Here is a 23,431-nt window from a genome sequence, read left to right on the forward strand (position 1 = left end):
AATAAGTGAAGCCATGCAGTATTTTCAATAACCATGCATTTAACTTATAAAAGAGGGGAAAAAGGGAAATCAAACCATATATCATTAAAACCTACAACCTGAACTTAACAAGTGAAGTGGGGAAAAATAAAAAAGAGAGAGAGTTTTTTATACAACGTCCCCAAAAACGAGGAATCCCTGCCAATTTTCGAGTTGGCAGGGATTCATTTTTTATCTTCAAGAAGATAATCTTTTTACTTGCAGTATTTGGTTATCAATTCATCTGCGTTCGGATCACCCAATTCTTTCGCTTTCTTAAAGTTGCCGCAAGCTTCATCTGTCTTCTTCAGCTGTATCTGGCAAAGTCCCAATAAACGGTAAGCCTCACCATATTTAGGATCAGTCCTCAATATATTATTTAAAATCTGAATGGCTTCTTCATACCGTCCTACACGGAGGTTTACAACTGCATGCTCTGCCTGGTAGGTGAGGTCTGTCGGATTCATCTCGATGGCCTTGGCAATATCGTCTAAAGCGCGTTGAAACTGACGTGCTTTCAAAGCTGCCTGTTCGCGATAATAATAGAACACGTCGTTCACTTCTCCCTTGACTGCCGTATGGTAAGCATCATAATCGAGCATTGCATTTCGCGCCTGATCGGCATTCATATTCATCTGCGCACGTTCCAACAAATATGGAGCAAAGTCGGCCGTAATCGGTTGCGGGCAACGGGTAATACAGCTATCCATTAAGGCTACCACTTCTTTCGGATCCCCTTTCAGCAGTTCTTTCGTCTTGGCAGCACTAAAGAAAGTGGCCGGAGAAGCAATATTGCTGGTATTTACCTTTTCATAAGCAGCCAAAGCACCGGCATAGTCTTGTTGGGCAAACAGTATATCGCCTTCCATTTGAATGTAAATTGGCAGCGGATCAATAGCGATTGCCTGACGGACATTCTTCAAAGCGGTGTCATACGTCCAGTCTTTATAAGTTTTCTCCGGCTTCGATAATTGATAAGCATACATTAGCTTACCTATATTATAATATACATCATCTTTCTTCTGGGCTACTTTCAGAGCTTGATTAAAGTCGGCAACGGCTTTATCATACCAGGTCTGATCGTCTTTACCTTTAGATGCATAATAATTGGCACGACGGAGATAACCATCTGCATTGGCAGGGAACTGGCGAATGAAGTCATCCAACAGCTTTTCATAGTCCTCGCCCGAGAGGCTCGAAGAGGCCATGAACAGATATACTAATGCCTGATCTTCCGTTTCAGGTAAACCTTTCCGGATACCAATGCTTTTCAAGGCAGCGTCTCCCAAAGAAAGAGCACTGATTTTCTGCGACATGGCAAAAGCTGCTCCCGCCGCATAACAAGTAGTCACCGTATCGATACCGGATGATTTCTGCGCAATACCAAATACCTGACCTTCCGCATTCATCACCGGACAGCTCACCATCTTATCTTTCATATGCATGCTCAATGTATAATAATGGTATTCTCCGGCTACTTTGGAAACATCTTTCACCTTACCAGTAACGCAAGCGATACTTTTTTGTGTAGAATAAGGAAGCATCCACGCATCGGCTCCTGTCGCCGGGGCTGTTTTAGCAACGACCAGCGCAGGCACTTTCTTCTCGGTGATAGCCACACGAAACTTAATGACATCATACATGTCATTCGCTCCAAGTATTAGGCTGACCGGCATCTGCTTGCCTTCGGAAGTAATCACTACCGCACGTTCAGCTCCTTTAAAAAGAGTATAATCTGATAAAGCCAATCCGTCTTCGGATACAAAGAATCCGTTTCCCGTATTCAGCATTTTATCATTCTTGTCATAAGTCACTATTGAGAAGACTGCACGTTTTGCCTTCTCTACCCATTTTGGGGTTTGTGCCATGCTTCCTTGTACCAGGAAGAAAAGCAGCAAAGGTAGAATTAAAATCTTCTTCATATCAGTCATTGTTTCTTTGTTTCACAGCTTCGTAAATCAGGATACCGGCAGCTACAGAGACATTCAGGGATTCGATAGTGCCCAGCATCGGAATTTTCACCCATTCATCACAGAGGGCAAGGTTTTCATAAGAAACTCCTGTATCCTCCGCTCCCATTATGATGCAGAGGGGACCTGTATAATCGGCCTTGGTATAGTCATAATCTCCTTTTTCGGTAGCAGCCACAATGCGGAAACCACTGTCTTTCAGATATTGCAGAGTCGAACGGAGGTTCTGTTCACGGCATACAGGAAGAGTATGTAGCGCTCCTGCCGATGTTTTTACGGCATCAGCATTGACCGACGCACTACCCCGGACAGGAATAATCACGGCATCGACAGCTGCACATTCGCAGGTACGTGCAATCGCCCCGAAATTGCGTACATCGGTCACTCCGTCGAGCATAACAAAAAACGGATTTTTTCCTTGCTCAAACAAGAAAGGAACAAGATCCTCCGCTTTCTGATAAGTCACAGAAGAAATGAAGGCGATCACTCCCTGATGATTTTTCCGGGTAATACGGTTGATACGCTCTACCGGAACACGCTGAACAGGTATCAACGTACCTTTCAAAGCTGCAAAAAGCTCCTTGGAAAGATCACTTTGAATATCTTTCTTCACGAGGATCTTATCTATTTCTTTTCCAGCCTGAAGGGCTTCTATCACGGCACGAACGCCGAAAATCATTTCACTTTTATCTAACATCTGGTTGATTTACTATTTTACTATTTACTATTCACTATTTATCAGTTGCGGGCAAGCAGGGATTTGGCATTGCTAAGGGCAGCTTCGGTGAGAGTGGCGCCACTAAGCATATGAGCTATTTCCTCTACTCGTTCTTCGTCAGTGAGACGGCGGATATGGCTGTTGGTTTCCGTATCGCTATCTTTCTTGTATACCTTATAATGAGCACGCCCACGGGCAGCAATCTGCGGCAGGTGGGTGATACTGATTACCTGACGGTTGCGGTCGCCCATCTCCTGCATCATGTCCGCCATACGGTCGGCTATTTCACCGGAGACTCCGGTATCTATTTCATCAAATACGATGGTCGGCAGCTTGACGGCTCCGGCAATCATTGCCTTGATAGAAAGCATGACACGGGCGATTTCACCTCCTGAAGCTACGGAAGAGATATTCTGCAAGGTGCCGTTCTTATTGGCGGAAAACAGGAAGTTGACTGTATCTTCTCCTTGCAATCCCGGCTCTTTCTTCAGTCCCATTTCTATCTGGAAACGAACATTCGGCATTCCTAATGGAATCAACCGGGCAGCCAGCTGTTTTTCAACTTCACGAGCAGCTTTCGTACGGGCTTTGGTCAGCACTTCTGCCTGTTGTTTCACTTGTTTATATTGTTCCTCTTTGCGAGCAGTCAGTTCGGCGATACGCTCATCATAGGAAGTGATGTCCGACAATTTGCTGCGGTATTCATCCGTTAGTGCTATCAATTCGTCAAGGGTTTGTACCCGATGTTTCTGCTGTAAGGAATAAATCAGATTCAACCGTTCATTCACTTCGTCCAGACGGACCGGATTGAATTCAACGGAGTCACTTTGTAAAGAGACTTCGTGCGAAATATCTTTCAGTTCGATATAAGCGCTCTCCATACGTTCGGTAAGTTCCTTGGCCGGCTGATATACTCTTTGCAGATTATTCAGTGTATTCAGACTGTCTTTCAGATAAGAAAGCAATCCACCTTCATCCGAAGCAAACGACTGTTCCACCCGGTAAAGTCCGGCTTTTATCTCTTCTGCATGACTTAATGTTTCAGCTTCCTGCTCCAGTTCTTCCTGTTCGCCTTCCACCAAACAGGCTTCTTCGAGCTGTTCGAGTTGGAAGCGGATATAATCTTCATCGGAGCGACTTTTCTCTGCCAGTGACACTAATTCAGCGAGTTCGCGATCTGTCTGTTTCCATTCGTCATAACACAGATGGTATTTCGCCAATGCAGCGTCATTATGTGCCAGAATATCAAGCACATTCAACTGAAATCCTTCTTTATTAAGCAGCAGATTCTGATGTTGCGAATGTACATCTATCAGCTGTTCGCCCAGCTCTTTCACTTGTGCCAACGAAGCAGGAGTATCGTTGATGAATGCCCGGCTCTTACCGGAAGACTGCACTTCACGACGCAAAATGCACTCTTCATCATATTCCAACTCGTTTTCTTCGAAAAACGAACGCATACCATAGGCAGATATATCGAAACGTGCCTCTATGATACATTTGGAAGCTCCGTGGCGAATCGCTTTCACATCGGCACGCTGTCCTAACAGGAGTCCGATAGCTCCCAGAATAATTGATTTTCCGGCTCCCGTTTCACCTGTTATAACGGAAAAGCCTGTTTCAAAACTGATATCCAGTTTTTCTATCAATGCGTAATTCTGAATGTATAGTGAACGTAACACCTTCTATTTTAATTAAAGATTAAAAATTAAAAACCGGAAGACAGAGTGGCTACCAGACGGTCGATGATGTCTTGGGCTACTTCCGTCTTCGGCTTCAGAGGATAGTCTGTACGACCTTTCCTGTCGATGATACTTATTTTATTGGTATCATGGCGAAAACCGGCTCCAGCATCATTCAACGAATTGAGCACAATAAAGTCGAAGTTTTTGCGTTCGAGCTTTCCTTCGGCATTCTGCTGCTCATTATTGGTTTCGAGGGCAAAGCCAACCAATAACTGATTTTTCCCTTTCAGTGCTCCTAAATTGGCAGCGATGTCTTGTGTTGCCTGAAGATGGAGGGTTAGTTCCTCTTCTTTCTCCCGCTTAATCTTCTTGTCGGCCACTGTTTCCGGACGGTAGTCGGCTACTGCCGCACAAAGAATACCTGCATCAGCATCTGGAAAATAGATCTGTGAAGCCGCATACATTTCTTCTGCTGATTCCACATCTACACGCCGGATACGGGAATGTTTCGTTTTGAGCTGCACAGGACCTGTTATCAATGTCACCTGCGCTCCGCGACGGGCACATTCTTCTGCCAACGCAAATCCCATCTTTCCGGAAGAATAATTGCCTATGAAACGCACCGGGTCAATTTTTTCGTAAGTAGGTCCGGCTGTAATCATCACTTTCTTTCCGGATAGTTCATCACTCGAAGCGAAGAATTCATCCAATACCCGGATGATGTTTTCCGGCTCTTCCATACGTCCCTTTCCTACCAAGTGGCTGGCTAATTCTCCTGTTCCCGGCTCGATAATGTGATTACCGTAGGAACGCAGTATATCCAGATTTTTCTGGGTGGCGGGATGGGCAAACATATCGAGATCCATTGCCGGAGCAACAAACACGGGAGCTTTTGCCGAAAGATAAGTTGTTATGAGCATATTGTCGGCTATTCCATTGGCCATTTTACCGATAGTAGAGGCAGTGGCAGGTGCAATCAATACAGCATCCGCCCACAATCCGAGATCGACGTGGCTATTCCACGTTCCGTCACGCTGGGCAAAAAACTCACTAATGACTGGTTTGCTGGTCAAAGCCGAAAGAGTGATGGGAGTAATAAATTCTTTTCCCGCCGGAGTAATTACGACTTGCACTTCCGCTCCCTGTTTTATCAGTCCACGAATGATATAGCACGCCTTGTACGCGGCAATACTGCCGGTAATTCCAAGAATTATTTTTTTTCCTTTTAGCATTATTTTGTAATCAAATTACTCATTTCACGCAAACGGATTTTTGTCAATGCCGCCTTAGTGTTCAACGTGAAATCACTATTCAAAATCCAACTGTAATATCCGGGATCTTTCTTCAAAACCTCGGCTACAGACATTCCTTTATATTTTCCGAAGTTGAACACTTCCACCCCATTATCATCGTACACCATGCGTCCGGCAAAGTCTACATTCTTGCTGAAACTTGAATAATCTGCCAGGAACGCAATATCATTCTGAAGATCGGAGTAACGGTCGAGCTGTGCTTTCAGCACTTCGTAAGTGGCCCGTGTATCTGCTTCGGCAGTGTGTGCATCTTCCAGATTCTTGTCGCAATAGAATTTATAGGCAGCAGACAAGGTGCGTTGTTCCATTTTGTGGAAGATCACCTGTACGTCTACAAATTTGCGTTTCGTCATATCAATGTCCACTCCGGCGCGAAGGAACTCTTCAGCAAGGACAGGAATATCAAAACGATTGGAATTAAATCCTGCCAAATCGCAACCTTCAATGTCCCTGGCTATGTTTTTCGCCACTTCTTTGAAAGTAGGGCAATCGACTACGTCGGCATCATAAATGCCATGTATAGCAGAAGATGCTTCCGGGATATGCATTTCAGGATTGATACGTAATGTTTTTGCTTCTTCATTTCCATTCGGATATACTTTCAGATAGCAGATTTCAACAATTCGGTCTGTGTTGATATTGGTTCCGGTTGTTTCTAAATCAAAAAAAACAATGGGATTTTTCAGGTTTAATTTCATTTCTAATTATTTTTTCCACCACAGAGTAACACAGAGTTCTACAGAGCAATAAATACATAAAACACTCTGTGGAACTCTGTGTTATTTTGCGGTGATTACTATTAATCATTTAGCATCATCGGCATCAGCAGCATCAGCAGGTCTTCGTTTTCTTCCTGCTCTACCGGGATGATTACTCCGGCACGTGAAGGATCTGCGAGTTCGATGACTACTTCGTCTGCTGAAATATTGTTCAGGATATCGATGAGGAATGTCGATTTGAAACCGATGCTCATTGCTGCACCTGCATACTGGCAAACTTGTGTTTCTTCGGCAGAAGTAGAGAAGTCAATATCTTGTGCGGAAATCACAATCTGGTTTTCCTGCATACGGAGTTTAATCAAACTGCTTGCCTGCGATGAGAAAATAGACACACGACGCAAAGCTCCTACCAACTGTTGACGGTCTACGGTCACTTTGTGCGGGTTGTTCTGCGGAATTACCGAGTTGTAGTTCGGGTAACGTCCTTCAATCAGGCGGCAAACCATCCGGTAGCTTTCGAGCATGAATACAGCATTACGTTCATCGAATTCGATCGTCACTGTGCCTTGTTCTTTCGGCAAAAGATTCTTAAGCAAAGTAGCCGGTTTCTTTGGAAGGATGAAGGCTGCACGCTCGTTACCTTTGGCTGCCAATGTCTTGCAACGCACCAGTTTATGACCGTCTGAAGCAACCATTGTGATGTCTTCTGTGGTAATATCGAAATAAATACCGTTCATCACCGGACGAAGTTCGTCATCGGCAGTAGCAAACACCGAACGGTTGATACCTCCCAGAAGTACACTAGCCTCCATTTCTACACGGACTGCATTATCACCCAGTGTAGCCGATTGCGGGAATTCATCCGCATTCTGCCCCATCAGGCTGTATTTTCCGTTCTGGTACTGCACTGTTATTTCATAATTATCCGGATTGATTTCAAATGTAAGTGGTTGTTCCGGGATTTCTTTCAGTGCATCAAGCAATGTTTTCGCTACTACGGCAAAACGCCCGTTTGTATCGCTTTCATTCACTTCTACGGTAGTCACCATCGTTGTTTCACTGTCGGATACAGTCACAGACAATGTTCCGTCTTCCAATTCGAAGAGGAAACAATCGAGAATTGGCAGCGCATTTTTTGAATTAATCACACGGCTGATGGCCTGTAAATGGCTGGAAAGAGCAGTACTTGAAACGATAAATTTCATATATTTTCGTGTATTTAAGTTTTAAATGTTCTATCGCACAAAGTTACGAAAAAAGATTTGGGCTGCCCAATAAAACAAAAGAAAAAAACAGGCATTGTGTGAGGGATATTACTAAAAAATTGTAACTTCGCCCCAGAATTTAAAATTATCGCAATGGAATTTACAGGAAAAATCATCGCTATCCTCCCCCCGAGAGGCGGAGTTTCAAAAACTAGCGGCAACGAGTGGAAATCACAAGAGTACGTTATCGAAAACCACGACCAATATCCGCGCAAGATGTGCTTCGACGTATTTGGCGCAGACAAAATTGAGCAGTTCAACATTCAAATGGGCGAAGAACTAACTGTATCATTCGACGTTGACGCCCGTCAGTGGAACGATCGTTGGTTCAATAGTATCCGTGCATGGAAAGTAGAACGTGTTGGTGCAGGTGCTCCGATGGCTTCCGGTTCTCCCGTTCCTCCCCCACCTCCGTCAGCTATGCCGGAATTTACTCCGGGGGATGCCAAAGACGATCTGCCATTTTAAACCGAAAGCCATTCGCCGGACGAATAAGCATAAAAAACTCCCGATAGGATTAAATTCTGTCGGGAGTTTTTTTTAGAAAAACGATTGTAAACAAACGGTCATTTTTTATTCTGATTTATATTTCAAAACAATGTTAGGATATACCACTCCGTCTGTACAGGCAAACTGAACAAAGAGGGTGAAATTATGGAAAAAATCGGCGTTACGCAGAAAAAAATCCGGTACAAAACGAACGTGGTTTTCTGATTGCCGAAATATGTGGTCAAAATCCGCCATCAACATAAAGTGGTATGAATCAGACAAGTGATCCATGCCTGCCTGATAGGCCATTACTCCATTAAGCACTTCGCCTTTATCCAGTTGGCGAATATATTGTGACAGAGCATTCTCATCAGGAGCAAGCAACAAACGCCCGTCATAGAACGCCGCATACACATCCAAAGTGGCCTCCACAAAACTGGTCAGTTGTTTAAACAATGTTGTTTGAGGCAACCGATAGACCAAGTATGCCTTATTTACAGTATAACCAAAAGTAATACGGGGAGTTTTTCTTCCTTCATCTGCCGAAGCAGTATTGACAAGGGTACGAAGCATCCTTTCAGCTTCCGTCACATCTGCCACAGACAGGCTCAAGACTGCCGCTGCATCCTGCAACGTATCTTCACGCTGGAAGAGACAGGCAACCAGGTCTTGCCCGGCATTTTCCATCAGATAGCGGGAAAATTCCTTATCTCTATTCTGCACTTCACTCGTGCGGACTGCCCCGTTCTGCTCCTGCGCATTTCCATAAGAAAGTAAAGACGCCCAGTCCGTAATCCCCTGTCTGCTAAAATAGAAAGCAGTGGAGGGCAGTGCTTCACCCGGGAAGCCTTTGACTGATTGCTGCTGGCGAAGTTGTTTTATAAATGCAAAACAAGTGTCTGCATCATGAGTGATGCCGGAGAAATAGATAAAATCATCTTTCATCTTCATGTCAAATTCCGTCCATCCCATCATCCCTTTCATACGGGCATAGATTGTGGCGGTCGCTGCACTTTTTTTTGGAGCACGCACTCCTGTAAAGGTAGGATCATCTGCCAATGATTTACCACTCTTATATGCATCAATAACGTTTTCAATCAGTTTTTTCTGAAAACTTAATGCCATAAAATCAGACGTCAGATAGCAGGCTAGAAAATCACCATCTGCCATCGGGTAAATGATTATTTCCTCTCCTTTGTAAACAAACGTTTTCGGTGGATAAAGCGAAGATATATATTTACGCACAAACCTGTTTACCAATTCCTTATCCCCATTTCCCAATCTGCAATAAAGTACCTGGTTCCGTTCGTTATCCGGTTCGTGGAAACTAATCAGCATCTGATTCATTTGCCGACTCAAGCCATGGGGAGTATCTTCCGAGAGGGCATAAAGGCTTTGTTTCAGATAAGAAAAAAGTTTGGACACATAAATATATTGCTGATTTTTACTACAAGTCAGATCATCGACCTCCGCTACAAACTCGAGCACATCATCGGTAACAAATACGGCTGAAGTGGTGGATGGAACCAGTTCATAAAGATCAAAATCTTTCTGCCCTTCGGCCGCCGACAGTCTAAAAAAAGAGTACAATGCGAAACCTGAGCACAAAAGTACAACAGAAGACGTGATCGCTATTTTCACTATCGTACGAAGTTTCATAATATTCGCTGTTTATCGGCTAGGTGCAAAAATAATAATTTCTACAAAGAAAACAAAACTTTTGCTAAAAATTTCACCGATAATCAAAGATAGATATCCAATCCGTCGAATGCCAGGTGAATATTTTCCGGAAGGCTCTTTTCAACCTCCGCATGCAAGCCCATATCATGACTCATGTGTATAAAGTACGTCTTCTTTGCCTGAATGCGCTGCGCCACTGCCAAGGCTTCTTCCAAATTCTGATGAGTAGGATGCGTGGCAATCCGAAGTGCATTCACTACCAAAACATCTATTCCCGCCAATTGTTCATAGGATTCTTCGGGCATGGTCAGCATATCAGTGATATAACCTAATTGCCCGATACGATATCCCAGAATAGGCAATCGGCCATGCATCACACGTAAAGGAAGCACCTCCGTGTGGTTAACTGAAAAAGCCTGCCCCACCGAGATTTCCTGCAAAGGAATGTCAGGAACTCCCGGATAACGATGGTCAACAAAGCAATAGGGCATACGCAAGCGCAAGCCTTGCGCCACATAATTTTCCGCATAAATAGGCACTGAACCAAATCGGCAAAACGGACGCAAATCGTCCAACCCGCCCACATGGTCATAATGTTCATGCGTAATGAGCACACCATCTATCTTCTCAAAAGGAAGACGCAATACCTGTGTCCGGAAATCCGGACCGCAATCTATCAAAATTCGCGCATCATCTGTCTCAACAATAGCAGATGCACGCAATCGGTTATCTTTCGGATCGGTAGAAGTACAAACCGGACATGTACAGCCGATTTGGGGTACTCCCGTCGATGTTCCACTTCCAATGATTCTTACTTTCACTTGTTACTTCTCAATTTATTAAGTTAACTTCCGGGTGGATATCAATGCCGAACTTCTCATGAACAGAGGCTCGGACTGCATCTGAAAGCGCAAGAATATCGCTACCTTTTGCTCCACCAAGATTCACTAACACCAGCGCTTGTTTATCATGTACGGCAGCCGGACCTAAGGCCTTACCTTTCCAGCCGCATTGGTCGATCATCCATCCTGCCGGAATTTTCACCCGATCTTCTGCCAGCTCATAGTAAGGTATCCGGGGATATTCCTGCTGCAGGGCTTCCAGTTTTTCTTTCGGCACAATGGGATTCATAAAGAAGCTGCCGGCATTTCCCATTACCTTTGGGTCGGGCAACTTGCTCTCACGAATATCAATTATCACTTTCCGTACAACAGAAAGCGTCAATGCCGGATATTTTTCAAGCTCCTGACGAATGGTTCCATAATCTAACGTATAATGTTCTTTTTTACTAAGTCGGAAACGGACATAGGTGACAAAAGCCGACTTGTTTTCCGGGCGTTTAAAGATACTGTTGCGGTAGGTATATCCACACTCTTCCACCGAATAAACGCGTTCTTCAGCTTGAATGTTCACCGTTTCCACAGCTGTTATCAGATCTTTCACTTCAACGCCATAAGCTCCGATGTTCTGTACCGCGCTCGCTCCGACCTCACCGGGGATGAGCGACAGGTTCTCCGTTCCATACCATCCATGTTCTACGCAATATGCAACGAAGTCATCCCATACTACTCCCGCTCCCACTCGTACCGACACAGAGTGTTCATCTTCCTCCGTCACTTCGATTCCTTCAATGCGGGAATGGAGTATCAACCCGTCGTAATCTTTGGTAAACAGCAGGTTACTGCCGCCACCAATATGCAAAAAAGGTGTCACAATGGCACCTTGCACAATCAGCTTCTTCAGTTCTTCAACCGAAGAATATTCTAAAAAACGAGCGGCACTGACATCGATGCCGAATGTATTGTAGGGCAAAAGAGAATACATATATTTTTAGTTATAAGTTATACTGTTATAGTGCATCTTAACCTGTATCAGATACTTGTATCTTCAAACTTATACAATTCCCATTCTCCGGCTTTCCGGCGGAAATAAAGGATATTGGAAAAACCATTTCCGATACCTTTCAACGCCAGGATTTTCGTGGGCGAATCATCGTCATTCCGCTGTCCGTAATTAATATTAGAAAGGCGGTCGACAGGAAGTACCGGTTTGAAGGCGAACCACTGATTAAGATCGAGGGTTGTCTCCAAAATGGAGAAATCATCGTCCGGATCACTGGTTACAAAAGCCAACGGCTCCCGCACACGCTGACTCTGAAAAAGACTATCCGTTGCAAAATGTCCGAAAAACTCAACAAAGTTTTCATTATCACTTTGTTCAATGGGCCGCAGGTTGATTGCCTCCAGTATCCATGCACCTTTGATACGTTCAAAATAGTATCTTTTCACCATTCGTGTTTTCACGAACATCCACTCTACCTGCACAGAAGTGAGGGAGGTATCTCCTACTAAATCCATGTCTTCTTCTCTATCAAACAGCAGTGTATAATAATGCTGTTTGGTAAACAAGTCATCATGCTTCCAGTTGCGTTCCTCAATGTTTGACTTCTTATCTCCATTGTAGTAGGGCAATGGAAATTTCACACGCTGACGCTGTAACACATCATCGGAAGCAAAATTGTAAATAAAATCATCGAAAGATTCATCCGCCTGTATAGGCTGCGGATCTTCCGGCGATTTATCATGGTGGCTAGAATCGGCTATCTGCCGGACTGAATCCACCTCTTTAGTAATAGATGCGAAGGGGTCAATATTTGTTTTCTTGTTTCCACAAGAGCTCAATATACCGAGCAGTATGACCCCTGCAATTAGTTTTTTCATTATTTCAGTTTCTCTCTTAACTTTTCAAGCATATCCACCGTCATGCTTTCCAAATTGTAGGCCGGCTTCCATCCCCACTCTTCACGAGCACAGGTATCATCCAGACTATCGGGCCAGCTATCGGCTATACGCTGCTTCAAAGGATCTATATCATAAATCATCTCAAACTGCGGCACATGCTTCTTGATAGCTTGATATATCGTTTCCGGATCGAAACTCATGGAAGCGATATTGAAAGCATTGCGATGTATCAATCTTGCCGGATCAGCTTCCATCAGTGTGATTGCTGCATTCAGCGCATCCGGCATGTACATCATATCCATTAAAGTGCCTTGCTTAATGGGGCACACAAACTTTTCTCCTTTCACTGCCGAGTAGTAAATATCGACAGCATAATCGGTCGTACCTCCTCCCGGAGGGGTCACATTCGAAATAATGCCCGGAAAACGGACAGCACGAGTATCGACACCGTATTTATTAAAATAGTAATCACTCAACAACTCTGTCGTTACTTTAGTGACTCCATACATGGTACGGGGACGTTGAATGGTGTCCTGCGGTGTTTTCGTGTGAGGCGTACTAGCGCCAAACGAACCGATAGAACTCGGAGTAAACACCGCGCACCCTTGTTCACGTGCCACTTCCAGCACATTCCACAATCCATCGATGCCTATTTTCCAAGCCAGCTTGGGTTTCGACTCGGCAACTACGGACAACAGAGCAGCCAAGTTATAAATTGTATCGATATGATACTCTTTTACTACAGATGCAATCGCCTCGCCGTCCGTTACATCAGCAATAGCCGACGGTCCCGACTCCTTTAATTCCCCTTTAGGTTCTGCACCCGGAATATAACCAGCTACTACATTTGCATTTCCGTAACGTTTACGTAGCTCCATCGTTAGCTCCGACCCTATCTGTCCGGTAGCTCCAATAATCAAAATGTGTTCCATTTTTTCTTCTGACTTAGAATATCAAGCTTAAATAGTGCGCAAAGTAAGCACTTTTTTTTCAGATTTTAATCAAAAAGACATTGTTATTCCAAGAAAAATTGTGTCCTTTGCAATATAACTTAATCACCCAAACACTATGTACGGTAAAATGCAAGAATATCTCCGCCAAACATTGGCTGAAATCAAGGAAGCCGGACTTTATAAAGAAGAACGACTGATTGAAAGTGCGCAGCAAGCTGCCATCACTGTAAAAGGTAAGGAAGTATTAAACTTCTGCGCAAACAACTATCTAGGATTGTCCAATCATCCCCGATTAATCAAGGCTTCGCAGGAAATGATGAACAACCGTGGATACGGAATGTCGTCCGTCCGTTTCATTTGTGGAACACAAGATATACACAAAGAACTGGAAACTGCCATCTCGGACTATTTCCAGACTGAAGACACGATTCTGTATGCTGCCTGCTTCGATGCTAACGGCGGTGTATTCGAACCACTTTTCTCTGAAGAGGATGCCATTATCTCGGACTCGCTAAACCATGCTTCTATCATTGACGGGGTACGTCTTTGCAAAGCGAAACGTTACCGTTATGCCAATGCTGACATGAAAGACTTGGAAAGATGTCTGCAAGAAGCGCAGGCACAACGTTTCCGTATTGTTGTTACGGACGGTGTGTTCTCAATGGATGGTAATGTAGCTCCGATGGATCAGATTTGTGATCTTGCCGAGAAATACGATGCGTTAGTAATGGTGGACGAGTCTCACTCTGCCGGTGTGGTAGGTGCCACTGGTCATGGCGTAAGCGAGTTGTATAAGACTCACGGACGTGTAGATATTTATACCGGAACGTTGGGTAAGGCTTTCGGCGGTGCACTGGGAGGATTTACCACCGGACGTAAAGAAATCATTGATTTGCTCCGTCAACGCAGTCGCCCGTATTTGTTCTCCAACTCATTGGCTCCAGGTATCATCGGTGCAAGTCTTGAAGTTTTCAAGATGCTGAAAGAGAGCAATGCCCTGCATGACAAGTTGGTTGAAAATGTAAACTATTTCCGTGATAAGATGACGGCTGCCGGATTTGATATTAAACCGACGCAAAGTGCTATTTGTGCGGTAATGCTGTATGATGCGAAACTGTCTCAAATTTATGCTGCACGTATGCAGGAAGAAGGAATCTATGTGACAGGTTTCTACTATCCGGTAGTGCCGAAAGATCAGGCCCGCATCCGTGTACAGATTTCTGCAGGACACGAAAAAGCACATCTTGACAAGTGTATCGCTGCCTTTATCAAGGTAGGTAAAGAGCTCAACGTATTGAAAGCGGAATAACTCCGAAGCAAGGTTTCCTTGCGGAATCTATATTTTAGGCGAGGATTACACGGATCACACAGATTTCACGTATCTGACACAGTTGCTTTATAACAAGCTTCATTCTAAAAAACGTATAATACGTGAAATCTATGTTATCTGCACCTAAATTCTCTTTTATAAAATGAATTTTGAACCGCTACTTGACTACAAAAAATAGATTATGGAAGAACTGACCCTCACTACTCCTGCCCTACTTTTCTCGGCAGTTTCATTGATTTTGTTGGCTTACACCAACCGTTTCTTATCGTATGCCCAACTTGTGCGCCAACTGCGTGACCGCTACGTGGAGAACCCTTCGGATATCACTGAAGCTCAAATCGAGAATTTACGGAAACGGTTGAACCTGACCCGTACAATGCAAGGACTGGGTATTGCAAGTCTTTTTCTTTGCGTAGTCAGTATGTTTCTTATTTATATCGGACTGCAATTATTTTCTGCTTACGTATTCGGACTGGCACTGATTCTGTTGATAGCCTCTCTAGGCGTATCTTTCCGCGAAATACAGATTTCCACCCGTTCACTGGAGATTTACTTGGGAACGATGGAGAAAGGGAAAAACAAAAAATAACACGGTTGACAATCCCTCCTATTAAGTTTTATCAAGACACTACCCGGCAAGGAAGGATGACCGTAAAGCGACTTCCCTTGCCTACTTCGGATTTGAGTTCAATCCTTCCACCCAGTTTTTCTATAATTACCTGACAAATAGAAAGCCCCAATCCTGCTCCCTGTGAAAATTCGTTCTGTTTGTAGAAACGGCTGAAAATCATCCGTTGTTCTTCGCGTGGAATACCTCTCCCAGTATCTTCTACATAAATCCGCACATGCCCCTCATCCGGCAGATAAATATACCCTAATTTGATATATCCGGTTTCCGTAAATTTACTGGCGTTATTCAAGAAATTTGTTAGAACTTGTATCAAGCGCTCTCTATCCACATTAATTTCCAAAGGTATATTATCCACTTCTTTCAGGAATTCCAGGCGTGGAGCAATCAATACCTGGTGAGTCATATAAATGTCATCAATCAGCTCTCTCACCCTACATTTCTTAAACGAGAAAGACATATAGCCTGATTCGATACGAGAAAGCTCCAAAATATCGTTAATCAATTTGAGCAACAACTCGCTGTTCTTATTAATAGTGCCGATGTATTCTTCGCGTTCTACGGAACTCAATCCATCTTCCAATGCCAGAATATTGGCAAAACCCACAATCGAATTAAGTGGAGTACGTATCTCATGGCTCATATTTGCCAGGAATGATTGTTTCAATTCTGCCTTTTCAGCGAGTAAGCGTGCAGCTTCCAGTTCCTCTTCACGATCTTTTATATCTTGTATGTTGAGCAGCAAACCTGCTGTTTTATATTCACCACCCGAAAGCTGTTTAGTAGTATAACGAAACTCCCACCACTATAGCCTTTACCGTCGAAGTTACAAAGCTCCTGCACAATTTTTTTATGAGCACTTTTCAGATTTCGCCAGTTGAACTTCACTCCCTCCCAATGATCGGGATGAATAAAGCTCATGAATTCCTTAAACGATAGTTGTCTAGGATTTAACCCTTGCGACGCCCAGAATGCATCTTCAAAAACAAAACAACCCTTATCCAATCTCCAAGCATACGTCATTCCACCCTCAATGGCTAATGACAATGTTTCTTTTTCATCAGCCAATGCTATAAGAGCCTGTTTTTTCCTCATCTGTTCCCGAAGATATAGCCACCAAAGAGAAGCAAAAAGTAAAATCAGGAAAAGAACAAATGAAGCGACTAAGGCTCCCCACAAAAATGGATATTCATCTCTGAACGGAATATTGATAATACGATATTTAGCAGGAATACTTTCCTTACTCAAACCAATTTGCGTCATTGTATTCCAGTCTACGACATACTCTTTCCGGCTTTCAACAATGGGTATATCCGAAGGGCTTGCGCCATGTAATATGCGAACGGCAGTTTTCACCTCTTCTTCTACCTGAATAGGCAGCGAAGTGATGTATCCACCCAACAACTTCTCACCAAACCCAAAGGCTTCATTGATGGCTGTCAGACTAGGACTACCACAGATACTCCCAATATTAATAGTGGTGTAATCACGTTTCAACTGGATATAACATTGATCGCGGTAACTCCTGTTCAAAACCCACATAAAAGTAGCATTCGAATGGTTTCTGGCATTACGCAAAGGAATAGCCATGAAACGGGTATAGCCTTCTTCCTGTGCCAAACGTATCTGTTCTTCAGGAGAAAGTTCGGGATTATCTATGAATCCGGTCACTTTATATCCTTTAAACTGCTCCTTTGCATCTCTTCTGATTTGTCTGTCGATATAGGTAGTATCAAGCATGGTAAACAAACGAACGTGCTCACCGAAAAGCTCTTTTGCCACACTGATATTCTCATTAAAGGCTATCTTGTCATGGAAGCCTGTCACGTTGGGATGATGTTTCAGTAATCCCCAATTCGGATAATTGACACCACCAAAAACTACAGGCACTTCTTTCGCCAACTGAATTCCGCATTTCATCAATGAATAAGTAGCCTAGTCTTCATTCACCAGAATCACTTCCGGCCGCCAATCTTTCGATACGGAATCAACCAGAAAGCGCATCCGCTCAAGTTCCGGCTCTTCCCAGTAGGATTCACAGTCTAAATAAACGGTACGAATATCAGCATCAATTTTCTCTTTTTCAAATTGCTCCGCTATCATCCGGTTAAATTCCGGATAAGCCGCATAAGTCTCCTCATAAGAGTGGATAACCAGAATACGCCGTTCTTCTTTTTGAGAACAACTACTCACCCCCAAAAAGAGCAATAAAAATACAGGGAGCAATCTAAAAATTCCTCTATTCACACCATTCATTTATAATAATCGGGATTAATTTTTCTCTGACTCGTAATACAAAGGTAGTTTATTTTCGAACATATAAGCCTAATAAGTGAAAAAAAAGAAGCTGTCTGAACAGAAATTCAGGCAGCTTCTATCTATATAAAGAACTATTTTTTCAGAGTAGCATCATTAACGCTGTCCCAATTGTGAATCTACAAAGAAAATTCCGGTATCACCAGCCTTCTTGATCTTGTCAACAATGCCTTGTGCTGTAGCTTCTTCTTCTACTTGTTCGCGAACAAATCCCCACAAGAAATCCTGTGTTGCTTTATCCTTTTCAGCAGCAGCTACGTCTACCAGCTTGTCTACCAATTGAGAAACATGACATTCATGCTTGTAAACGTGTTCAAACACTTCGAGAGGTGTACCCCATCCGTTAGGAACAACATCTATTTTATCTACTTTAGCAGTTCCTCCACGTTTGATGATATAATCTGCCATTGCATAAGCGTGTCCCATTTCTTCCTGGGATTGCTTTTTCATCCAATGAGCAAAACCGCTGAAACCTTCTTTCTCAAAATAGAAAGACATTGCTAGATACAGGTTAGCAGACCACATTTCAGCAGTAATCTGTTCGTTAATTGCATTCTGTAATTTTTCTGAAATCATAATCGTATTTTTTATTAAGTTGTTAATGTAGTTTCTTTTTGAACTCATTACAAAAATAACAAGCTTTCAGTTAAAATTGTTCCATGCACCCTATATTTTTAAACTACATTCACATTTTGATTGTAGTGGTTCATTTTTTACTTACACCAGTTCGTCGGAAGTATATCCTTTCGGCAGTTCACGACAGTTGTATCCGGAAGCCATTATTTCACCATAAGCACCAGCAGAACGAAGGGCTATCAAGTCACCACGCTTCACTTTGTTCAGGTCAATTGCTTTTCCGAAAACATCCGACGATTCACAGATCGGTCCTACTACATCGTATGCCTCCAATGGTTCTTCGGAAGTAATATTTTCCATTTTATGGAATGCCTGATACAGAGCCGGACGGATAAGATCGGTCATACCTGCATCCAGGATGGCAAATTTCTTCCGTGTGCCTTGTTTTACATACAAAACCTTAGAGATTAAGGAACCGCACTGTCCTACAACTGCACGTCCCAATTCAAAATGCAAGGTCTGATAAGGACGTAATTTCAGTTGTCCGGCATAGGTAGCAAAGTAATCCTTGAAGTTCGGAATAGCCTGACGATTGGGATGTCCGTAGTCAATTCCCAAACCACCTCCTACATTAATGTGTTCTACCAGAATTCTGCGAGCTTCCAATTTATCCTGCAATTCATTGACACGATTACAGAGAACTACAAAATCGCCCATATCCAGAATCTGTGAACCAATGTGGAAATGAAGCCCGATAAACTTTACGTTTTTCATCTCCTGCGCCACATCTATCACCTTGTCCATATCCTGCATGCTGATACCGAATTTGTTTTCCGCCAAACCGGTAGTGATATTTGCGTGAGTATGTGCGCCTACATCCGGATTGATACGGAAAGCAACATTAGCCACCTTATTTTGAGCAGCAGCCAATTCATTGATTACTTCCAGTTCGGGAATAGACTCTACATTGAAACAGAAGATGCCGTACTCCAGCCCGAGGTTAATTTCCCAGTCTGCTTTACCTACTCCTGCAAAAACAACTTTATTGGCCGGAAATCCTGCACGGATAGCGGCACGAATTTCTCCACCGCTCACACAGTCGGCTCCCATTCCGCTCTCACGGATGATGGTAAGTACTTTCGGGTTAGCATTTGCTTTAACAGCGTAATGCACTGAATAATTAGGATATTTGGCAACCTCATGGTTAATAGCCGACAATGTATCGCGCAGCACTTTGGTATCGTAATAATAGAAAGGTGTCTGCAAAGTGCGGAATTTATCGATTGGAAATATTCCCTTCATAATTCGAAAAACTTGTTTAGTTGGTTAAAAAAGAGCGCTTTTATCAGTTCGGTAAAAGCGCTCGTATTATTTGTGGAATTATTTGCCGTTGAAAAGCATATCGCTCAACGATTGTAAAGCTACTTTCTTATCACACTCCCGAATGAGGAAGGAGATGTTATAGTTACTTCCTCCAAACGAGATCATTCGCACCGGTATATCGCGCATCGCATCGAGTGCTTTTGCTTCAAAACCGACATTTTCCCATTCAAGGTCACCTACAACGCAGATGATACACATTTCTTTATCAACGGTTACTGTTCCGTATTTCTTCAGGTCGTCCAGAATCTCATTAAGATGTTTCGTGTTATCTATCGTAACAGATACACCGACTTCTGACGTACAGATCATATCGATAGATGTCTGATAGCTTTCGAAGATTTCGAACACCTTACGCAAGAAACCATGAGCCAATAACATGCGGCTGGATTTAATCTTAATAGCAGTGATGTTATCTTTTGCAGCTACTGCCTTAATCTTGCCTTTTTCCGTATCGTTAGAAATCAGTGTGCCCGGAGCCTCCGGATCCATTGTGTTCAACAAGCGGACAGGGATATTGGCATATTTAGCCGGCTGGATACAAGTAGGGTGCAGAATCTTTGCACCGAAGTAAGCCAACTCGGCTGCTTCTTCGAAGTGCAGCTGGCGTACCGGAGCGGTCTTGTCAACAATACGCGGGTCGTTATTGTGCATACCGTCGATATCTGTCCAGATCTGGATTTCGGAAGCGTTCACTGCTGCTCCGATCAGAGAAGCGGTGTAGTCGCTACCACCACGTTGCAGGTTGTCTATCTCACCGTAAGCATTGCGGCAGATGAAACCTTGCGTAATGTAGATTTCCGTATCCGGATAAAGATCCAATTGAGCACGCAATTTATCCTTAATATATACGGGGTCCGGTTCTGCGTTCTTATCAGTACGCATGAATTCCAAAGCCGGAAGCAACACGGACTTCACACCGCATTCCTGCAGGTAAAAGTTTACCATCGCCGTAGAGATAAGCTCTCCCTGTGCCAAAACCACTTTCTCTTCGAACAAAGTGAAAAGGTCTTTAGTATAGGAGCGGATGTAGTCGAAGTGGGATTTGACAACTTCAAGACCTTTCTGTTTATATTCCTGGGTTGCAAAAAGCTCATCAATATGCTGTTTATATTTTGCTTCCAGCTTATTAATAATCTCGTTGGCACCCTCCGGATTCTTCTTATACAGATAGTCCGAAATTTCCACCAATGTGTTTGTTGTTCCTGACATAGCAGAAAGAACAACAATCTTCTGTTCACCATCGGTAATCAATTTGGCTACTTCCTTCATGCGCTGAGCAGAACCTACGGAAGTTCCTCCAAACTTTAAAACTTTCATTTTCGTTACTGTTTTAGTTATCTATATTTAAATCTATTTCTATTGTTCTCTGTCTGGGCATATATTCATCAGTCACATCTACAATCTGATGGTCGGCACAACGATATACCCTGCCCGGATAATCTTTCAACAGTTGCAAATTGTGCGTCGTCATCACTACCGATGAGCCGGATTCGCAGATATTGTGCAACAATTCAACGATGGCTTTACCTGTTTCCACATCCAGATTTCCGGTTGGTTCATCCGCCAGGATGATAGCCGGAGAATTGAGTACGGCACGTGCAATCACAATGCGCTGCTGTTCGCCACCGGAAAGTTCGTTCGGAAGTTTATAACCTTTGTTGGACATTCCCACCAGTTGAAGCACTTCTTCAATACGATCCTGTATCTCCTGTTTGTTTTTCCAGCCTGTGGCACGAAGCACAAATTCCAGGTTATTATATACAGTACGGTCTGTAAGCAGCTGAAAATCCTGGAATACAATGCCTAACTTGCGGCGCAGTTGCGGGATATGCTTACGTTTGATAGATCGCATATTATAACCCAGCACTTCCGCTTCACCGTCAATTACGTCCAGTTCGCCATAAAGAGTCTTAAGCAGACTCGTTTTTCCCGAGCCTACTTTTCCGATCAAATAGACAAACTCTCCTTTGTGCAATTCCAGATTTACATCACTTAGCACACAGAGTTCCTGTTGATGGATTTCTACGTTCTTATATTGTATCAACGCCCCGTCATCCATGCCGACTCCCGTTTTAATTTTTAATTTCTAATCTTTACTTATTAATGCTTCTTCCAGGTACTGCTATGTCTTTCCTGCAGTTCACGTGCAAGATCTTCGATGCGATAGCCTTTTGAAGCAAGCAATACAATCATGTGATAAATGAGGTCGGCTCCTTCGTAGATCAAACGTTCGTCAGTACCGTTCGTTGCTTCGATCACTGTTTCCACAGCTTCCTCACCTACTTTTTGAGCTATCTTATTGATTCCCGACTCAAACAGACTGGTCGTATAAGAACCTTCGGGCATCTCTTCGTGACGCTTGTCTATGAAGTCCTGCAATGCTTTCAGGAACATGACTGGTTCTTCGTTTTTCTCCCCCCAACAAGTATCTGTGCCTGTATGACACACAGGACCTACCGGATCTACTTGAATCAATAATGTATCATTGTCGCAATCAGCCTTTATAGATACAACATGAAGGAAGTTACCGCTTTCTTCACCTTTTGTCCATAAACGATTCTTCGTACGGCTAAAGAATGTAACTTTTCCGGTTTCCACCGTTTTATCATAAGCTTCTTTATTCATGAAACCCAGCATCAAGACCTTACGTGTCTCGTTGTCCTGTATGATAGCCGGAACGAGTCCGTTCATTTTATCGAAATCCAATTCCATTTTTATATAAGTTCTAATTACTATTCCAATTTACAATTACTACCTATTCGCCTACGGAATTCTTTTGCAGACAGTTCCTATATTTATCTGACTATATAATCCATCCGCAGGAAAACCCGGCCGGGGTGCCTCACCCCCTGATGGTAATTCCTTCGCCGCAAAGATACGATTTTAATTCGGGAATTTTAATTTCTCCGAAGTGAAAAACACTGGCAGCCAATGCAGCATCTGCCTTTCCCTGTAAAAAGACATCACGGAAGTGCTCCTTACAGCCCGCACCTCCCGAAGCTATGATGGGAATAAAGAGTTGATCCGCTAAAGCGGCAAGTGCTTCATTTGCATAACCGGCTTTTACACCATCGTGATTCATGCTTGTGAAGAGTATTTCTCCTGCTCCGCGTTCCTGTGCTTCTTTAGTCCACTCGAACAGATCTTTATCCGTTTCGATGCGTCCTCCGTTCAGGTAACATTTCCAACCGTTTTCGGTCTGTTTGGCATCTACAGCCAACACACAAACTTGTGAGCCGAAATTCTTTGCTATCTCGTCAACCAACCGGGGATTGCGGATAGCGGAAGAATTGATAGAAATCTTATCTGCCCCTGCATTCAGCAGACGGTCTACATCACTTAATTCATTGATTCCACCACCTACGGTAAATGGGATATTGATATTAGCAGCAATCCGTTTTACCAATTCCGTAAAAGTCTTACGTCCTTCATGGCTTGCAGTAATGTCCAGGAAAACAAGTTCATCCGCTCCCTGTTCACTGTAAGCACGACCTAGCTCCACCGGATCACCGGCTTGGCGCAAGTTGACAAAATTCGTTCCTTTCACGGTTTGTCCGTCTTTTATATCCAGACAAGGTACTATTCTTTTTGCTAACACAATCCTATTTTATTTATTGTTCAACAATTTATAATCTATATTCCTGAAG

At 43.4% G+C, this 23,431-nt stretch carries 20 protein-coding genes and 1 pseudogene; 3 read left to right on the forward strand and 18 right to left on the reverse strand.

Going from position 1 to position 23,431, the window contains the following annotated elements; all coding sequences use genetic code 11:
- Positions 1 to 233: 233 nt before the first annotated feature.
- The 6 genes from KQP79_RS15285 to dnaN all read right to left on the reverse strand — a co-directional run bounded on the left by KQP79_RS15285 (position 234) and on the right by dnaN (position 7,628).
- Positions 234 to 1,940, reverse strand: coding sequence for a serine protease (locus tag KQP79_RS15285; RefSeq protein ID WP_032856166.1), 1,707 nt, complete (start codon positions 1,938 to 1,940; stop codon positions 234 to 236).
- Between the two features lies 1 nt (position 1,941).
- Positions 1,942 to 2,685: a 23S rRNA (guanosine(2251)-2'-O)-methyltransferase RlmB gene (gene rlmB / locus KQP79_RS15290; RefSeq protein WP_004297025.1), complete on the reverse strand. Its 744-nt coding sequence runs from the start codon at positions 2,683 to 2,685 to the stop codon at positions 1,942 to 1,944.
- A gap of 41 nt (positions 2,686 to 2,726) precedes the next feature.
- Positions 2,727 to 4,388 carry a DNA repair protein RecN gene (recN, locus tag KQP79_RS15295; RefSeq protein WP_004311491.1) on the reverse strand — a complete coding sequence of 554 codons (1,662 nt, stop codon included), beginning with the start codon at positions 4,386 to 4,388 and terminating at the stop codon, positions 2,727 to 2,729.
- A gap of 26 nt (positions 4,389 to 4,414) precedes the next feature.
- Positions 4,415 to 5,623 carry a bifunctional phosphopantothenoylcysteine decarboxylase/phosphopantothenate--cysteine ligase CoaBC gene (gene coaBC, locus KQP79_RS15300; protein ID WP_022199382.1) on the reverse strand — a complete coding sequence of 403 codons (1,209 nt, stop codon included), beginning with the start codon at positions 5,621 to 5,623 and terminating at the stop codon, positions 4,415 to 4,417.
- Complete coding sequence (locus KQP79_RS15305) at positions 5,623 to 6,402, reverse strand: 3'-5' exonuclease (protein ID WP_004297028.1); 780 nt, start codon at positions 6,400 to 6,402, stop codon at positions 5,623 to 5,625. Before KQP79_RS15305 ends, coaBC begins: the two co-directional genes overlap by 1 nt.
- Before the next feature lie 101 nt (positions 6,403 to 6,503).
- Positions 6,504 to 7,628: a DNA polymerase III subunit beta gene (gene dnaN, locus KQP79_RS15310; RefSeq protein ID WP_004297029.1), complete on the reverse strand. Its 1,125-nt coding sequence runs from the start codon at positions 7,626 to 7,628 to the stop codon at positions 6,504 to 6,506.
- 153 nt (positions 7,629 to 7,781) lie between these two features.
- Here dnaN and KQP79_RS15315 point away from each other — a divergent pair, with 153 nt between their 5' ends.
- Positions 7,782 to 8,156 (forward strand): DUF3127 domain-containing protein, encoded by a 375-nt coding sequence (locus KQP79_RS15315; RefSeq protein WP_004311494.1) that lies wholly within the window; start codon positions 7,782 to 7,784, stop codon positions 8,154 to 8,156.
- Between the two features lie 105 nt (positions 8,157 to 8,261).
- Here KQP79_RS15315 and KQP79_RS15320 read toward each other — a convergent pair whose 3' ends face one another.
- From KQP79_RS15320 to KQP79_RS15340, 5 genes are all read right to left on the reverse strand, one after another.
- Positions 8,262 to 9,836 carry a DUF3352 domain-containing protein gene (locus tag KQP79_RS15320; RefSeq protein WP_004311495.1) on the reverse strand — a complete coding sequence of 525 codons (1,575 nt, stop codon included), beginning with the start codon at positions 9,834 to 9,836 and terminating at the stop codon, positions 8,262 to 8,264.
- A gap of 83 nt (positions 9,837 to 9,919) precedes the next feature.
- Positions 9,920 to 10,678: an MBL fold metallo-hydrolase gene (locus tag KQP79_RS15325; protein ID WP_004311496.1), complete on the reverse strand. Its 759-nt coding sequence runs from the start codon at positions 10,676 to 10,678 to the stop codon at positions 9,920 to 9,922.
- A gap of 10 nt (positions 10,679 to 10,688) precedes the next feature.
- Positions 10,689 to 11,681, reverse strand: a complete 993-nt coding sequence (gene murB / locus KQP79_RS15330; RefSeq protein WP_004297035.1) for a UDP-N-acetylmuramate dehydrogenase — start codon at positions 11,679 to 11,681, stop codon at positions 10,689 to 10,691.
- Positions 11,682 to 11,728: 47 nt separating this feature from the next.
- The gene (locus KQP79_RS15335; RefSeq protein ID WP_004297036.1) at positions 11,729 to 12,577 is read right to left on the reverse strand and encodes a DUF4348 domain-containing protein; all 849 of its coding nucleotides are present in this window, start codon (positions 12,575 to 12,577) and stop codon (positions 11,729 to 11,731) included.
- Positions 12,577 to 13,530 (reverse strand): NAD-dependent epimerase/dehydratase family protein, encoded by a 954-nt coding sequence (locus tag KQP79_RS15340; RefSeq protein ID WP_004311497.1) that lies wholly within the window; start codon positions 13,528 to 13,530, stop codon positions 12,577 to 12,579. The genes KQP79_RS15335 and KQP79_RS15340 overlap by 1 nt, the downstream gene beginning before the upstream one ends.
- A 136-nt stretch (positions 13,531 to 13,666) precedes the next feature.
- On the opposite strand from KQP79_RS15340, the gene kbl reads away from it, so the two are divergent.
- Positions 13,667 to 14,860, forward strand: a complete 1,194-nt coding sequence (gene kbl, locus KQP79_RS15345; RefSeq protein ID WP_004311498.1) for a glycine C-acetyltransferase — start codon at positions 13,667 to 13,669, stop codon at positions 14,858 to 14,860.
- A gap of 202 nt (positions 14,861 to 15,062) precedes the next feature.
- The gene (locus KQP79_RS15350) at positions 15,063 to 15,470 is read left to right on the forward strand and encodes a DUF2721 domain-containing protein (protein WP_004304023.1); all 408 of its coding nucleotides are present in this window, start codon (positions 15,063 to 15,065) and stop codon (positions 15,468 to 15,470) included.
- A gap of 31 nt (positions 15,471 to 15,501) precedes the next feature.
- Here KQP79_RS15350 and KQP79_RS15355 read toward each other — a convergent pair.
- The 7 genes and pseudogenes from KQP79_RS15355 to hisF all read right to left on the reverse strand — a co-directional run bounded on the left by KQP79_RS15355 (position 15,502) and on the right by hisF (position 23,382).
- Positions 15,502 to 17,765 (reverse strand): annotated as a pseudogene (locus KQP79_RS15355) (ATP-binding protein).
- A 156-nt stretch (positions 17,766 to 17,921) separates the two neighbouring features.
- The gene (locus KQP79_RS15360; RefSeq protein WP_004304025.1) at positions 17,922 to 18,401 is read right to left on the reverse strand and encodes a ferritin; all 480 of its coding nucleotides are present in this window, start codon (positions 18,399 to 18,401) and stop codon (positions 17,922 to 17,924) included.
- A 141-nt stretch (positions 18,402 to 18,542) separates the two neighbouring features.
- Positions 18,543 to 19,703: a diaminopimelate decarboxylase gene (gene lysA, locus KQP79_RS15365; protein ID WP_234120735.1), complete on the reverse strand. Its 1,161-nt coding sequence runs from the start codon at positions 19,701 to 19,703 to the stop codon at positions 18,543 to 18,545.
- A gap of 78 nt (positions 19,704 to 19,781) precedes the next feature.
- Entirely contained in the window at positions 19,782 to 21,101 is a 1,320-nt protein-coding gene (locus tag KQP79_RS15370) for an aspartate kinase (RefSeq protein WP_004304027.1), read from the reverse strand.
- A 13-nt stretch (positions 21,102 to 21,114) separates the two neighbouring features.
- Positions 21,115 to 21,843 carry a cell division ATP-binding protein FtsE gene (locus KQP79_RS15375; protein WP_004304028.1) on the reverse strand — a complete coding sequence of 243 codons (729 nt, stop codon included), beginning with the start codon at positions 21,841 to 21,843 and terminating at the stop codon, positions 21,115 to 21,117.
- Between the two features lie 41 nt (positions 21,844 to 21,884).
- Complete coding sequence (gene hisIE / locus KQP79_RS15380) at positions 21,885 to 22,496, reverse strand: bifunctional phosphoribosyl-AMP cyclohydrolase/phosphoribosyl-ATP diphosphatase HisIE (RefSeq protein WP_004304029.1); 612 nt, start codon at positions 22,494 to 22,496, stop codon at positions 21,885 to 21,887.
- Positions 22,497 to 22,626: 130 nt separating this feature from the next.
- Complete coding sequence (gene hisF / locus KQP79_RS15385) at positions 22,627 to 23,382, reverse strand: imidazole glycerol phosphate synthase subunit HisF (RefSeq protein ID WP_004311503.1); 756 nt, start codon at positions 23,380 to 23,382, stop codon at positions 22,627 to 22,629.
- Between the last annotated feature and the right edge of the window lie 49 nt (positions 23,383 to 23,431).

Source organism: Bacteroides sp. DH3716P (assembly GCF_025914115.1).
GTDB classification, from domain to species: domain Bacteria; phylum Bacteroidota; class Bacteroidia; order Bacteroidales; family Bacteroidaceae; genus Bacteroides; species Bacteroides ovatus.